At 69.1% G+C, this 12,656-nt stretch carries 15 protein-coding genes; 9 read left to right on the top strand and 6 right to left on the bottom strand.

The window, feature by feature from the left end:
- Positions 1-73: 73 nt before the first annotated feature.
- Together N803_RS02735 and N803_RS18820 are read right to left on the bottom strand one after the other, a co-directional pair.
- Positions 74-478 (bottom strand): hypothetical protein, encoded by a 405-nt coding sequence (locus N803_RS02735; RefSeq protein WP_156969631.1) that lies wholly within the window; start codon positions 476-478, stop codon positions 74-76.
- Between the two features lie 152 nt (positions 479-630).
- Positions 631-885 (bottom strand): SigE family RNA polymerase sigma factor, encoded by a 255-nt coding sequence (locus N803_RS18820; RefSeq protein ID WP_035902372.1) that lies wholly within the window; start codon positions 883-885, stop codon positions 631-633.
- A 98-nt stretch (positions 886-983) separates the two neighbouring features.
- Here N803_RS18820 and N803_RS02725 point away from each other — a divergent pair, with 98 nt between their 5' ends.
- The 7 genes from N803_RS02725 to N803_RS02695 all read left to right on the top strand — a co-directional run bounded on the left by N803_RS02725 (position 984) and on the right by N803_RS02695 (position 6,988).
- Positions 984-1,829: a PHP domain-containing protein gene (locus tag N803_RS02725; RefSeq protein ID WP_035902371.1), complete on the top strand. Its 846-nt coding sequence runs from the start codon at positions 984-986 to the stop codon at positions 1,827-1,829.
- The gene (gene purU, locus N803_RS02720; RefSeq protein ID WP_035902370.1) at positions 1,826-2,716 is read left to right on the top strand and encodes a formyltetrahydrofolate deformylase; all 891 of its coding nucleotides are present in this window, start codon (positions 1,826-1,828) and stop codon (positions 2,714-2,716) included. Before N803_RS02725 ends, purU begins: the two co-directional genes overlap by 4 nt.
- A 55-nt stretch (positions 2,717-2,771) precedes the next feature.
- Positions 2,772-3,665: a RecB family exonuclease gene (locus N803_RS02715; protein WP_245616967.1), complete on the top strand. Its 894-nt coding sequence runs from the start codon at positions 2,772-2,774 to the stop codon at positions 3,663-3,665.
- Positions 3,666-3,693: 28 nt separating this feature from the next.
- Positions 3,694-4,533, top strand: a complete 840-nt coding sequence (locus tag N803_RS02710; RefSeq protein WP_156969630.1) for an ERCC4 domain-containing protein — start codon at positions 3,694-3,696, stop codon at positions 4,531-4,533.
- A gap of 11 nt (positions 4,534-4,544) precedes the next feature.
- On the top strand, positions 4,545-4,985 hold the full coding sequence (locus N803_RS02705; protein ID WP_035902368.1) for a VOC family protein: 441 nt from the start codon (positions 4,545-4,547) through the stop codon (positions 4,983-4,985).
- Positions 4,986-5,075: 90 nt separating this feature from the next.
- The gene (locus N803_RS02700; protein ID WP_035902367.1) at positions 5,076-5,861 is read left to right on the top strand and encodes a ParA family protein; all 786 of its coding nucleotides are present in this window, start codon (positions 5,076-5,078) and stop codon (positions 5,859-5,861) included.
- A gap of 65 nt (positions 5,862-5,926) precedes the next feature.
- On the top strand, positions 5,927-6,988 hold the full coding sequence (locus N803_RS02695; RefSeq protein ID WP_035902365.1) for an NAD(P)-dependent alcohol dehydrogenase: 1,062 nt from the start codon (positions 5,927-5,929) through the stop codon (positions 6,986-6,988).
- A gap of 66 nt (positions 6,989-7,054) precedes the next feature.
- Here the strand turns inward: N803_RS02695 and N803_RS02690 are convergent, their stop codons facing one another.
- Complete coding sequence (locus N803_RS02690) at positions 7,055-8,683, bottom strand: DEAD/DEAH box helicase (protein ID WP_035902364.1); 1,629 nt, start codon at positions 8,681-8,683, stop codon at positions 7,055-7,057.
- Between the two features lie 195 nt (positions 8,684-8,878).
- Between N803_RS02690 and N803_RS02685 the strand changes: the two genes are divergently transcribed.
- On the top strand, positions 8,879-9,568 hold the full coding sequence (locus N803_RS02685) for a ferritin-like fold-containing protein (RefSeq protein WP_035902363.1): 690 nt from the start codon (positions 8,879-8,881) through the stop codon (positions 9,566-9,568).
- Between the two features lie 321 nt (positions 9,569-9,889).
- On the opposite strand, the gene N803_RS02680 is transcribed toward N803_RS02685, so the two are convergent.
- From N803_RS02680 to N803_RS02670, 3 genes are all read right to left on the bottom strand, one after another.
- Complete coding sequence (locus N803_RS02680; RefSeq protein ID WP_035902362.1) at positions 9,890-10,159, bottom strand: GlsB/YeaQ/YmgE family stress response membrane protein; 270 nt, start codon at positions 10,157-10,159, stop codon at positions 9,890-9,892.
- Positions 10,160-10,358: 199 nt separating this feature from the next.
- Positions 10,359-10,583, bottom strand: coding sequence for a DUF3107 domain-containing protein (locus tag N803_RS02675; RefSeq protein ID WP_035902361.1), 225 nt, complete (start codon positions 10,581-10,583; stop codon positions 10,359-10,361).
- 62 nt (positions 10,584-10,645) lie between these two features.
- Positions 10,646-11,287: a TetR/AcrR family transcriptional regulator gene (locus N803_RS02670; protein ID WP_035902360.1), complete on the bottom strand. Its 642-nt coding sequence runs from the start codon at positions 11,285-11,287 to the stop codon at positions 10,646-10,648.
- Between the two features lie 129 nt (positions 11,288-11,416).
- Here N803_RS02670 and N803_RS02665 point away from each other — a divergent pair, with 129 nt between their 5' ends.
- On the top strand, positions 11,417-12,607 hold the full coding sequence (locus tag N803_RS02665) for a ThiF family adenylyltransferase (RefSeq protein WP_035902357.1): 1,191 nt from the start codon (positions 11,417-11,419) through the stop codon (positions 12,605-12,607).
- Positions 12,608-12,656 lie beyond the last annotated feature (49 nt).

Here is a 12,656-nt window from a genome sequence, read left to right as displayed (position 1 = left end):
TGGTTGGACCGGACGCCCTTGATACGGGCGTCCGGTCCGAAAGGTTGTCACGCGGCGTCGATCGACCGGTTCCTCAGTCCTCGTCGAGGTTCCACAGCCCACCATCGCTGGTTCGGACGACCCAGCCGCTCGGGCGACCTTGCCCCCACGTGCTCTCTGCGTGGGTGCGGATGATCGTGACAACGAGGTCGGTGAACGGCGTACCGGTGACGTCATCGCCCTCCGGCGTCGGCACTTCCACGTGTCCGATGACCTCGGAGTCGGCCGCCCGTCCGTCGACGGACACGAGGTCGATCAGGCGCGTCGCACCCAGGTAGTAGGCGATCCGCCGGTCGTCGGCCTTCCGGCCCCAGCGGCCCTCGGTGTTGAAGACGGCGCCCGGCGTGAACACCGCGGCCCCGTCCGCTTCGAGCATGAGGTCGAAGTTGTGGTCTCCCGTCGTCGGGGTGAGCCGCGCCCGGTAGGTCGTCCCTGCCACGGTGACGGGCTCGGACCAACCGGGCCCCGTGGGCGTCGAGGAGGGGCTCGGCTCGGACTCGGTCTCGCCGGTGGATGTCGGAGCGACCGATGTGGTGGTGGGGGCAGTGGTGTGAGTCGCCGACGGAGAAGCCGACGTCGACACCGTCGGTATCAGCACGCTGCTCGTGATCGTCGGCGTCGGATCCGGTGTTGTCGCTGTGGGCGTGGGTGTAGGGAGCGCCGGCAGAGTGCCGTCATGGGGCTGGGCCACTCGGCATACGTCTTGACGAACGCCGCCTGGACGAGTTCCTGGGCCCGGTCGTGCGAGCCGGTGACCAGCCATGCCGTGCGCAGCAGTGACGGTGTCGCGTCCGTCATGAAGGCCGTGAACGACGCATCGCGCTCATCCTTGGACTCTCGTCCCATTGATGTCCCCCTTCTCGTGGTCTCACCCAGCACTACGGAGGTATGCCGTGAAAGGTTGCCTCCCGCGTCGCACCCGGTCGCGGACCTACGCTACGAGCGTGAAGATCGACCTGCACGCGCACTCGAGCGCCAGCGACGGGACCCAGAGTGCGGCTGACCTCGTGGCCCAGGCCAAGGCAGCCGGACTGGGCATGGTGGCCCTGACCGACCACGACACCACGGCCGGATGGCAGGAAGCCACCGATGCGGCGATGACCGTGGGCATTCGGCTCGTGCGGGGCATCGAGATCTCGTGCAGTCGCGCACACCGCAGCATCCACCTGTTGGGGTACCTCCCCGATCCCGACGACCCGCGGCTGGCCATCGAGTTGGCCCGGGCGCGGGACAGCCGCGTGACCCGCATGGACCGGATGATCCAGCGCATGGCCGACGACGGCATCCCGGTGACGGTGGAGGAGGTCCGCGCCCAGGTGGCCCCGGGCGCGACGCTCGGGAGGCCCCACCTCGCTGACGCGCTGGTCGCCAAGGGCGTCGTGGCCACCCGCGACGAGGCGTTCCGCGAGCTGCTGCACGACGGCAGCAAGTACTACGTGGGCCACTACGCACCCGATCCAGTGACGGCGATCCGCATCGTCCGCTCGGCCGGGGGAGTGCCGGTGCTCGCACACCCGTTCGCGATGCGGATGGCTCCGGTCACGGACGAGATGATCGAGGAGTTCGCGGACGCGGGTCTGGCCGGCCTCGAGGCCCACCACCGCGACCACGAACCCGAGGAGGTCGAGCGCGCGGTTCGACTGGCCGGGCAGCACGACCTCGTCGTCACCGGGAGCAGCGACTACCACGGGACCGGCAAACTCAACCGACTCGGCGAGAACACGACGAAGCCCCGTGAGTGGGCCCGACTCCTGGAGCAGGCCCACGGAGTGAAGGTGATCGAACCATGACCGACAGCGTGACGAGGCGACTCAACCCCGAGGACGAGGGTGACCTCGTCCTCACCCTGTCCTGCCCGGACCGCCCCGGAATCGTGGCTGCGGTGACGCAGCACCTGTTCGAGCGCCGGGCGAACATCGAGGAGAGTCAGCAGTTCAGCGACCACCGCACCGGACGATATTTCATGCGCGTGCGGTTCGACACGGGCCTGGCAGACGTCGACGTCGAGGACTGGAGGCGTGAGTTCGATTCTGTCGCAGGCGAATTCGGAATGGTGTGGGAGCTGCGCAAGGCGGTCACGGCATACCGGATGGTGGTGATGGTGAGCCGATTCGGCCACGTCCTCAACGACCTCCTGTTCCGCTGGAAGTCCGGACAGATCAACGCGGACATCGTCGGCATCGTCAGCAACCACACCGATCTCGAGCCCATGGCACGCTCCTACGGCATCCCGTTCCACCACATCCCGGTGACCCGCGAGACCAAGGCCGGGGCGGAGGCGCAGCTCCGTGAACTCGTCGCCGCGCACGATGTCGAGCTCATTGCCCTGGCGCGCTACATGCAGGTGCTGAGTGACGACCTGTGCCGCGACCTCGGCGGGCGGGTCATCAACATCCACCACTCCTTCCTCCCGAGCTTCAAGGGGGCCAAGCCCTATCACCAGGCCTTTGCGCGAGGGGTCAAGGTCATCGGGGCCACGGCGCACTACGTGACGGCCGACCTCGACGAGGGCCCGATCATCGAGCAGGACATCCACCGCGTCGACCACCGCATGAACGCCGAGGATCTCGTTGCCGCCGGTGAGGAAGTCGAGTCACGGGTGTTCGCGCGGGCCGTGAAGTGGCACTGCGAGAGTCGCATCATCCTCAACGAGGACCGCACGATCGTCTTCAGCTGACGCGCCCTGTGGATGGGTGCGTGGAGTTGTCGGTCGGGCTGGCTAGGTTGGGTGGGTGAGTCAGGTGAGCGACGTCGGCACCGGGCGGCCGGTCCAGCAGGAGTTCGCGGGCATGCCGCCGAAGTTGTATGCCGCGAGCCCGTCACGCCTGCTCGCTCTCGTCGACTGCCCGCGGCGTTATCGGATGCAGTACCTCGACAAGCCGCGCCCCGAGGCGCGCGCGCAACGGGCGCACACGTCCTTCGGGCTCGCGGTGCACAATGCCCTGCGCGACTGGTGGGACCTTCCTCGTGATCGGCGCACGGCCTCGGCCGGGCGCGAACTGGTCCGCCACTCCTGGATCGACGTCGGGTTCCGCGACGCAGACCAGTCGCTCGCCTGGCGCAAGCGGGCGCAGGAGCACGTCGTCGACTACCTCGGCAGAGTGGATCCGGACGACCCGCCGCGTGGCATCGAGCGAACCGTGTCGTTCATCAGCGGCACCCTGCGACTCACCGGCCGCATTGACCGCCTCGACGAACGCGACCGTGAGCTCGTCGTCGTCGACTACAAGACGAGCCAGCGACCGCTCGGGGAGGACGACGCGCGCACGTCCCTGCCCCTTGCCCTGTATGCCGCGGCGGTCTGGAAGATGTTCCGTCACCCGTGTCTTCGGGTCGAGCTCCACCACGTGCCGTCGGGGGAGATCGTGTCGCACACGCACACGCCCGAGTCGCTCACGCGCAAGGTCGATGAGGCGAAGTCGATCGCTCAGGACGCCCGCCGCGCCGATGCGGACTTCGCCGAACGGGGAGTCGAGTCGACGCTGTTCCCGCCCGTTGTCGGTCCGCTGTGCACGTGGTGCGACTTCCGGGCGCATTGCCCCGAGGGGCAGACGGCAGGTCCCGAGAAGTCCGGCTGGGCGGCCCTGGAACCCTCCGAGGTTCCTCGCGCTGCCGAGGTCGACTGACGTCGCTGGCTGGGCCTAGCGTGTGACCGTGCCCTTGACACTGCTCGTTGCCCGCAACCCCGATCCGGACTCGAGCCTGCCCTACCTCCTGCGCATCCCCCTGGGCGATGGCCTCGTCCTGAGGGCGAGGGAGACGTGGCCGCGCACTTCCAAGGTGTACTGCCACCGGCACGACGCACCGTGGCCGGACGACGCTGATGTGGTCGAGGAGGTGCCACTCACCGAGTGCCGACGGCGCGGGGCTGCTATCGACGTGGTCGCGGACCGCCGACGAGAGGCCCGATCGCAATTCGTCCTGACCCGCGCCCGTGGTCGGGAAATGATCTTCTGGCAAACCGCGAAAGTGGCCAAGGCGGCCCGCCCAAACATCGATCTGCCCACGGCGCGGGCCGGCGGCCTGGAGGACCTGGAGATCGTCGTCGACACGCGTGAGCGCTACGCGTGGAAGTTCAGTCACCAGCAGGCGACGACGACGAAGCGCGCCCTCGACACCGGGGACTACGGGGCCTTCGTTGACGGAGAGCTTGTCGCGGTCGTCGAGCGGAAGTCGCTGGCCGACCTCGCCGGGAGCCTGTCGTCCGGTCGGCTGGCCTATCGCATGGGGGAACTTGCCACGCTTGGCCGGTCCGCTCTGGTCGTCGAGGACCGCTACTCGTCGATCTTCAAGCTCGAACATGTGCGTCCCTCACTCATCGCGGACCAGGTGGGTGAGTGTCAGGTGCGCTGGCCCACCGTCCCGATCATCTGGGCGGAGAACCGCGCGCTGGCTCAGGAGTGGACCTACCGCTTCCTTGCCGGCGCGGTTCAGGAGCACCGGATGGGCGAAGCCGCCCGGCGAATCCTCCCGGCGGCCAACGAGGCGGAGTGAGGAGAGTCAACATGGATCAGCGCATCTCGTTCGTCACCCTTGGGGTCCACGACCTCGACGTCACTCGACGCTTCTACGTCGACGGGCTGGGCTGGCAGCCCGAGCTCGACGTCGCCGGGGAGGTCATCATGTTCTCCGCCGGGCCCCTGCTCGTGCTGTCGCTCTGGGACCGCGCGCACATGGCCGAGGAGATCGGCACCCTCGCTCCCGCCGACCTGCCGGGCGTCCTTCCCATCACGATCGCGCACAACGTCCAAACGCCCGCCGAGGTCGACGCCGTGCTTGCTGACGCGCGCCGCGCTGGGGCGAGCCTCGTCTCGGACGCCGTCGAGCGTGATTGGGGTGGCTACACCGGCTACTTCGCCGACCCGGACGGCTTCCGGTGGGAGGTCGCCCACAACCCCGGTCCGATCGGTGAATCCGTGCTGCCACCTGCGGGCGACGACACCTGACGCGTCTTCCTCGCGAAGACGCGCGCACACGAAGGCGCGCGGCCTGAGAGACTGGGGCGGACGGCATACCGACGACTCCAAGGACCGCCCGTGCCTCCTCGCAAGCGCCCCTCAGGTGCCACGATCATCGCCGTCGCCAACCAGAAGGGCGGCGTCGCCAAAACCACGTCCGTCGCCTCGCTCGGCGCGGCGTTCGCCGAACTCGGCAAGCGGGTGCTGCTCGTCGACCTCGACGCCCAGGCCTGTCTGACGTTCAGCCTGGGAGTCGACCCCGACGAGGTGGAGGAGTCGATCCACCACGTCCTGCTCGGGCAGGCGGAGCTCAGCGAACTCGTCATCACCTGCGAGGACGGCGTCGACCTCGTGCCCAGCTCGATCGATCTCGCGGGGACCGAGGCGATCCTCCTGGGGAGGCCCGCACGCGAGTTCGTCCTCCAGACGGCGCTCCAGGACGCGCGTGACGACTACGACGTCATCCTGTTGGACTGCTCACCGAGCCTCGGCGTGCTCACGCTCAACGCCCTCACCGCGGCTCAGGGCCTCATCATCCCGATGCCCTGCGAGATGTTGAGCCACCGCGGCGTCGGGCAGCTGCTCGACACCGTCGCCGACGTCACGAAGTTCCTCAACAAGAAGCTCGAGGTCATCGGCATCCTCCCGACACTCTTCGACGGCCGGAGCAACCATGCGCAGGAGGTTCTGGCCGACGTGGGGGAGCGCTACGACCTGCCCGTGTTGTCGCCGCCGATTCCGCGCACGGTCCGCTTCGCCGAGGCGCCCGCGGTGGGGCGTTCGATCCTCGCGACATCGCGCACCTCCAAGGGTGCGCAGGCCTATCGCAAGGTCGCCGAGTCGCTCCTGCCTCGGTTGCCCTGACGGGTCGGGGGTCGGGTGATGACCCCCGACCGGGCGGTGCCGCGGACGGGTTTACCGTGGGATCCATGCCCACCACAACCCGAGCACTCTCCGTCCCGTCGGCCGGAGCACCCTTCGAGGCCGTCGACCTCGAGCGTCGCGACCTCCGGGACGACGACGTCCGCATTGACATCGCCTTCGCCGGCATCTGCCACAGCGACATCCACACCGTCCGCGACGAGTGGGGCGCCGCGCACTACCCGATCGTCACCGGCCACGAGATCGCCGGCACCGTGAGCGCCGTCGGTGACGGCGTGACGAAGTTCAAGGTCGGTGACCGCGTCGGCGTCGGTTGTCTCGTCGACTCGTGCGGCGAGTGCGAGCACTGCAAGAACGGCCAGGAGATGTTCTGCAGCAAGGGGTCCGTCGGCACCTACAACAGCCAGAACTACGACGGCGAGTGGGCAGCCGGCGGCTACAGCCAGCAGATCGTCGTCACCGAGCGCATGGTCGTGCGCGTGCCCGAGGGCATCGAGCTCGACGAGGCCGCGCCGCTCCTGTGCGCCGGCATCACGACGTATTCGCCCCTCAAGCGCTGGGGCGCCGGCCCCGGTCGCAAGGTCGCCGTCGTCGGCGTCGGCGGGCTCGGCCACATGGCGGTCAAGCTCGCAGCCGCCCTGGGTGCCGAGGTCACGACCCTGTCCCGTTCGATGGCCAAGGCCGAGGACGCCAAGGAGCTCGGATCGAGCCAGCACATCGCCACGAGCGACACCGAGGCGATGCGGGCCGCCAAGGGCAACTTCGACCTCATCGTCAACACGGTGAGTGCCGACCTCGACATGGACACCTACGTCCGACTGCTCCGCCCCAACGGTGCGCTCGTCAACGTCGGTCTCCCGCCGAGCAAACTCGCGGTCCGCCCGGGCAGCCTCATCGGCGGCAACAAAGTCCTCACCGGCAGCAACATCGGCGGCATCGGTGAGACCCAGGAGATGCTCGACTTCTGTGCAGAGCACGGCATCGGGGCGACCATCGAGACGCTCGACGCGAGTGACACGACGACCGTCGACGCGGCATACGACAAGGTCGTTGCGGGGGACGTGCGCTACCGCTACGTCATCGACACGGCGACCATCCCGTCCGCCTGAGCCGTACACGGAAAGGCCCGTCCCGCTCGATGCGGGACGGGCCTTTGCGTATGCCGGGTGGTCGCCTCAGTCGGTCGCGACCGACGTGCCGGCGTCGGGCTGGCCGCCACGGGTCCGACGACGGTTGCGGTTGCGGCGGGGTGCTGCACCCTCGGCGCGCACCTCACCGGTGCCGCCGTCGCGTCCACTGCGCTCGCGGCCGCCCTCGCGGCCACCGTCGCGGCCACCGTCGCGTCCACCGTCACGGGAGCCCTGGCTGCGGCCCCGGCCACCGTCTCGGGAACCGCCGCGGCCACCAGCCGGGCGACGACCGCTCGACTTGCCCGTCTCGCCAAGGTCCTCGAGCTTCTCGGCGTCGAGGCCGGCGCGGGTCTGCGCCGACTTCGGGAGGCGACCCTTGGCCTCCCGCGGGATGTCGAGCTCGGAGTAGAGGTGGTCGGAGGAGGAGTAGGTCTCCTCCGGGTCCGGGATGCCGAGGTCCAGAGCCTTGTTGATCATGGTCCAGCGGTGCAGGTCGTCCCAGTCGACGAACGTGACCGCGATGCCGGTCTGGCCCGCGCGGCCGGTGCGGCCGATGCGGTGGACGTAGGTCTTCTCGTCCTCGGGGCACTGGTAGTTGATGACGTGGGTGACGTTCTCGACGTCGATGCCGCGGGCGGCGACATCGGTGGCGACGAGGACGTCGACCTTGCCGGAGCGGAACGCGCGCAGCGCCTGCTCGCGGGCGCCCTGACCGAGGTCGCCGTGGATCGAGGCGGCGGCGAAGCCGCGGTCGACGAGCTCGTCGGCAACCTTGGCGGCGGTGCGCTTGGTCCGGCTGAACACGATCGTCAGACCGCGCTCCTTGGCCTGGAGGATGCGCGCGAGCATCTCGATCTTGTCCATCGCGTGCGCGCGGAAGACGTACTGCGTGATGGCCTTGACGGTCTGCGAGGTGTCGCCCTCGCCCTCCTGCATGGCGCGGATGTGCGTCGGCTGCGTCATGTAGCGGCGCGCGAGGGCCACGACGGCACCCGGCATCGTGGCCGAGAAGAGCATCGTCTGGCGGGCCGGCGACGTCATCGCGAGCAACTTCTCGACGTCGGGGAGGAAGCCGAGGTCGAGCATCTCGTCGGCCTCGTCGAGGACGACGGTCTTGGTGCGGGAGAGGTCGAGGTGGCCCTGCTTGGCGAGGTCGATGAGGCGACCGGGCGTGCCGACGACGACGTCGATGCCCTTCTGGAGCGCCTCGATCTGCGGCTCGTAGGCGCGACCGCCGTAGACGGTGAGGACGCGGATGCCGCGCTGGGCGCCGGCGCGCTCGAGGTCGGCGGCCACCTGGACGGCGAGCTCACGAGTCGGGGCGACCGCGAGGGCCTGCGGCTTGCCCTGGTGTGGGAAGGCGTCCCACGCGTCGTCGCCGCGGGCGATGACCTTGTTGAGGAGCGGGATGCCGAAGCCGAGGGTCTTGCCCGTGCCGGTCTTGGCCTGGCCGATGATGTCGTGGCCGGAGAGGGCCACGGGAAGGGTCATCGCCTGGATCGGGAACGGCGTCGTGATGCCGTGCGACGCGAGGGCCGCGACGATGTCGGGGTGGATGTCGAAGTCACCGAACGTCTGGTCGGCGGCCGTGGCCTGCTTCGTCGCCTCGATGGCGACCTCGTCGGCGATCGCCTCAGCGGTCGGGTCGGCAGGGATCGTTGATGCGTCAGTCATGGAAACTCTCTGATCGGCGGCTCTCGCGCAGGAGGCTCGTCGCCGCTGTGGCGGGCCGATCGGAGGTCTTCGGGTGGGGCTCCCGTGGAGTCCCACATCAGGTGTGCGTCGTGCCGACCGGGCACCGTGGACACGTCCAGACTACCTTCTGTATGCCGTCCGCCCCGAACAGTGCGGATCGCTAGGCTTCGGCGCATGGAGACGAACGCGACGCCGGGAGACGCAGCGGCACTGGACGACCCGGCATACAAGGCGGCTGTGGTGGACCTGCTGGGAGTCCTCGCGTACGGCGAACTCACGGCCTGCATTCGGATGGCCACCGACTCGGACCTCGCGCCCTCGCTGCGGATCAAGGCGCAGATGGCGGGGTTCGCGGCCACTGAGTACCGCCAGTACGAACTCCTCGTGGCGCGCCTGACCGAGATGGGAGTCGACGCCGAAGCAGCCATGCAGCCGTTCGTCGCGCCGTTCTCGGCGTACCACGATCGCACCCGGCCCAAGAGCTGGATCGAGGGGCTCATCAAGGCGTACGTCGGTGACGGCATCGCCAAGGACTTCTATCGCGAGATGGGATCGTTCGTCGACGACGAGACGCGGGCGGTGATGGACCGCGCCCTCGACGACGAGGGAACGGGCGACTTCGTCGTCGGGGTCGTGCGAGACACGCTGAAGACCGACCCGACGGCGTCGGGAAGGCTGAGCCTGTGGGGCCGACGGCTCCTGGGCGAGGCGCTGAGCCAGGGCCAGGCCGTGGCAGTCGAGCGCGACTCGCTCGCGGGGCTGCTCGTCGGTGGGGGAGCAGACCTCACCGCGATCGGTCAGATGTTCACGCGCCTCACGGATCGGCACACGCAGCGCATGGGACGGCTCGGCCTCTCCGCCTGAGCCATTCGCGAGACCTACGAGAGCTCACGGCGCTCTCGAGTATTCGTGATGCGCGCTCAGTTGCTCCTTCGTCGCAAACGCACGCACCACGAATACTCGAGATCGCCCTCGCCAGGTCGTTGGGCCCGTTGGCTCGGGCGGAGGCGGCCTCGTGGGGTCCAAGGGTGACCGGCGCTCATCGTGGTGACCGGCGCAGGTATGCGAGCGCCGGTCACCAACAACCGCGCCGGTCGCGCGACCGGCGCGGAAAGGGTGGGACGACGAAGGCCCCGATCCCTCATGGGGATCGGGGCCTTCGTGTTCAGCTGCTGGCGTCGAGCGTCAGACCTGCTTCTTGCCGGTGGCCATGCCGTAGCCGACGATGAGCAGGGCGGCGACGACGATGCCGGCGAGGAACGGGATGAACTTGAACCCGCCGTTGTCGTTGTTGTAGCCGAGCTGGTAGACGAGCCAGGATCCGACGAGCGATCCGAGGATGCCGAGGATCACGGTCACGGCGGTCGAGATGCTCTGGCGACCAGGCAGCACGAGGCGCGCCAGCGCTCCGATGATGGCACCGACGATGATGGCGCCGATGATGGTTCCGATCACGGGAACCGCTCCTTTCTGGCCCTGACGGGCGCGAGAGTGGTCATCGCAGTGATGACCTTGACCTTTTGACCATATGCCACTTCAGAGCCCCAGCGTGGGCAGCGCGCCGCGCATTTTCTGGGTCTGAAGGTTTGTCATCCGGGCAGGTCAGACAGTGTTTCGCCGGCGTTCGTCCGCGCGACGCCGACCGGTGGCGGGCTCAGAGCTGGCCGAAGCCGACCTTGCTCTTCTCGGACTCGCCCACCTGGACCCAGCCCAGGGCTCGCCCGGGCACGAGGATCTCGCGCCCCTTGGTGTCGGTGAGGCGCAGGACGCCCCCGTCACTCAGGGCGGCGTCGATGGCCTTGGCCACGTCCTCGGCCGAGGCGTCGGTCTCGAGTGCGATCTCGCGTGCGACGTTCTGCACGCCGATGTTGACCTCCACGGTCAGTCACCTTTCGTTCGTGGGGATCGCCCGCCAGGAGCGAGCGACCGGTTCACGAGAGGCTAACCCCGAGCGGCTTCGGATCGTTCCCCACCCACCAGCGGCAGCGAACCGATGCCGCGCCAGATGAGGCTGGAGGCGATCCCGGCGGCTTCCTCGCGCTTGAGGCCGGTCTCCGCGGCGAGCCAGTAGCGGGCGGTGATCTGTGACATCCCCGCTAGTCCGGATGCGACGAGCATCGCCTGCTCCTCCGGGATGCCCGCGTCGTGGGCGATGACCTCGGCAATGGCCTCGGCGCAGGCGAGTTCGACGCTGTCGAGCCGTGCCCGGACCTGCGGCTCACTCGTCAGGTCGGACTCGAAGATCATGCGGAACGCCCCGTCCTCGCGCGCGACGAAGTCGAAGTACGCACCGGTCGTCGCCTGCACGCGGTCCTCGTTGCTGTCCGCCGGCTGCGACAGGGCCTCGCGCACGAGCCGCTCGAGGGTCTCGCAGTGCGCGTCGAGCAGGGCGAGGTAGAGCTCGAGCTTGCCGGGGAAGTGTTGGTAGAGCACCGGCTTGGAGACTCCGGCGTGCTCGGCGATGTCGTCCATGGCCGCCGCGTGGTAGCCCCGTTCGACGAAGACCGACTGCGCTGCCTCGAGCAACTGGGCGCGGCGCTCGGATCGGGGCATGCGCTGTCCGCGGTGAGTGCTGGTGTCCATGTGTGCCTCTGTCCCGTCTGCGCTGGCGGTTCGGTGTGGTGCGCGTCATAGTACGGAACCGAGGCTGGTTCGGCCGCTGCCCGGTCGTATCGTGGCCGGGTGGACGTGGATCGTCGGACAAGCGCGCGTATGCCGGTCGCCCCGGTGGGCGGTCCGCTCTCGTCCGCGGAGCGCACCCGTTTCGCACGTCACGTCATCCTGCCCGGGGTGGGCGACGAGGGGCAGCGACGGCTGCGAGCTGCCCGGGTTCTCGTCGTGGGTGCCGGAGGGCTGGGGTCGCCCGTTCTGCTCTATCTCGCGGGCGCGGGGGTCGGACGTCTCACCGTGGTCGATGACGACGCTGTCGACCTCACCAACCTGCAGCGACAGGTGATCCACGGGGTGGCCGACGTCGGACGCCCCAAGGTGGACTCGGCCGTGGATGCGCTTGCCGCCCTCGCGCCCGACACCGACGTGGTGCCGCTCGCGGAGCGGCTCACGGCCGACAACGTCCTGGATCTCGTCGCCGATCACGATGTCGTCGTGGACGGGGCCGACAACTTCCCGACGCGATACCTCGTGGGGGACGCGTGCGCCCGGCTGGGCGTCCCCCACGTCTGGGGCTCGGTCTACCAGCACGACGCGCAGGTCAGCGTGTGGTGGGCGGGCGAGGGCCCCTGCTATCGCTGCATCTTCCCGGAGCCGCCGCCGCCCGGGGCCGTTCCGTCCTGTTCGACCGGTGGGGTCCTCGGAGCGAGTGTCGGGGCGATCGGTTCGGTCATGGCCGAGGAAGTGGTCAAGCTCGTGGTGGGGGTGGGTGCGCCGCTGGTCGGACGACTCCTGGTGCACGACGCGTGGCGCCAGGAATGGGGCACGGTGCCCGTCGCCGCCAACCCCGACTGCCTCGTCTGTGGGGCCGATGCGGATCCGCACCGATCCCTGGGCATCGAGAACGACTCGGTCGAAGAGGCTGAGAGTGGTTCTGTCACAACCGAATCGGCGGCACCGTTGATTGCGGTTGCGGACCTCGCGCGCAGGCTCGAGGACAGGAGCCGCGGGGGTGACGCCTTCCTCCTCGTCGACGTCCGGGAGCCGGGTGAGCGCGACGTCGTGGCCATCCCCGGGTCGGTGCTCCATCCGATCGGTCAGGTGCGCGACGACGGAGGTGAGGCGATCGCTCGGCTCGCGGACGGCATACCGGCATTGATCTATTGCAAGTCCGGGGCCCGCTCGGCCGAGGCCGTCGCCCTGTTGCGTGAACGAGGTGTCGACGCGGTCGACGTCACTGGCGGCGTCCTGGCCTGGGTTCGCGACGTCGACCCCAGCCAGCCGACGTACTGATGCGGTGGGCCGGCCCACCCGGCCTGTCGGTCCGACGTGATGGGATCGG

The organism is Knoellia subterranea KCTC 19937 (assembly GCF_000768685.1).
GTDB lineage: Bacteria > Actinomycetota > Actinomycetes > Actinomycetales > Dermatophilaceae > Knoellia > Knoellia subterranea.
The sequence above is the reverse complement of the archived record's forward strand: the minus strand, read 5'-3'. Positions and strand labels throughout refer to the sequence as shown.

Bases quoted from the DNA above. Each gene is read 5' to 3' on its own strand.
- N803_RS02690 (WP_035902364.1), bottom strand. From the start codon at position 8,683: ATGACTGACGCATCAACGATCCCTGCCGACCCGACCGCTGAGGCGATC.
- N803_RS02685 (WP_035902363.1), top strand. From the start codon at position 8,879: ATGGAGACGAACGCGACGCCGGGAGACGCAGCGGCACTGGACGACCCG.
- N803_RS18820 (WP_035902372.1), bottom strand. From the start codon at position 885: ATGGGACGAGAGTCCAAGGATGAGCGCGATGCGTCGTTCACGGCCTTC.
- N803_RS02705 (WP_035902368.1), top strand. From the start codon at position 4,545: ATGGATCAGCGCATCTCGTTCGTCACCCTTGGGGTCCACGACCTCGAC.
- N803_RS02665 (WP_035902357.1), top strand. From the start codon at position 11,417: ATGCCGGTCGCCCCGGTGGGCGGTCCGCTCTCGTCCGCGGAGCGCACC.
- purU (WP_035902370.1), top strand. From the start codon at position 1,826: ATGACCGACAGCGTGACGAGGCGACTCAACCCCGAGGACGAGGGTGAC.
- N803_RS02695 (WP_035902365.1), top strand. From the start codon at position 5,927: ATGCCCACCACAACCCGAGCACTCTCCGTCCCGTCGGCCGGAGCACCC.
- N803_RS02670 (WP_035902360.1), bottom strand. From the start codon at position 11,287: ATGGACACCAGCACTCACCGCGGACAGCGCATGCCCCGATCCGAGCGC.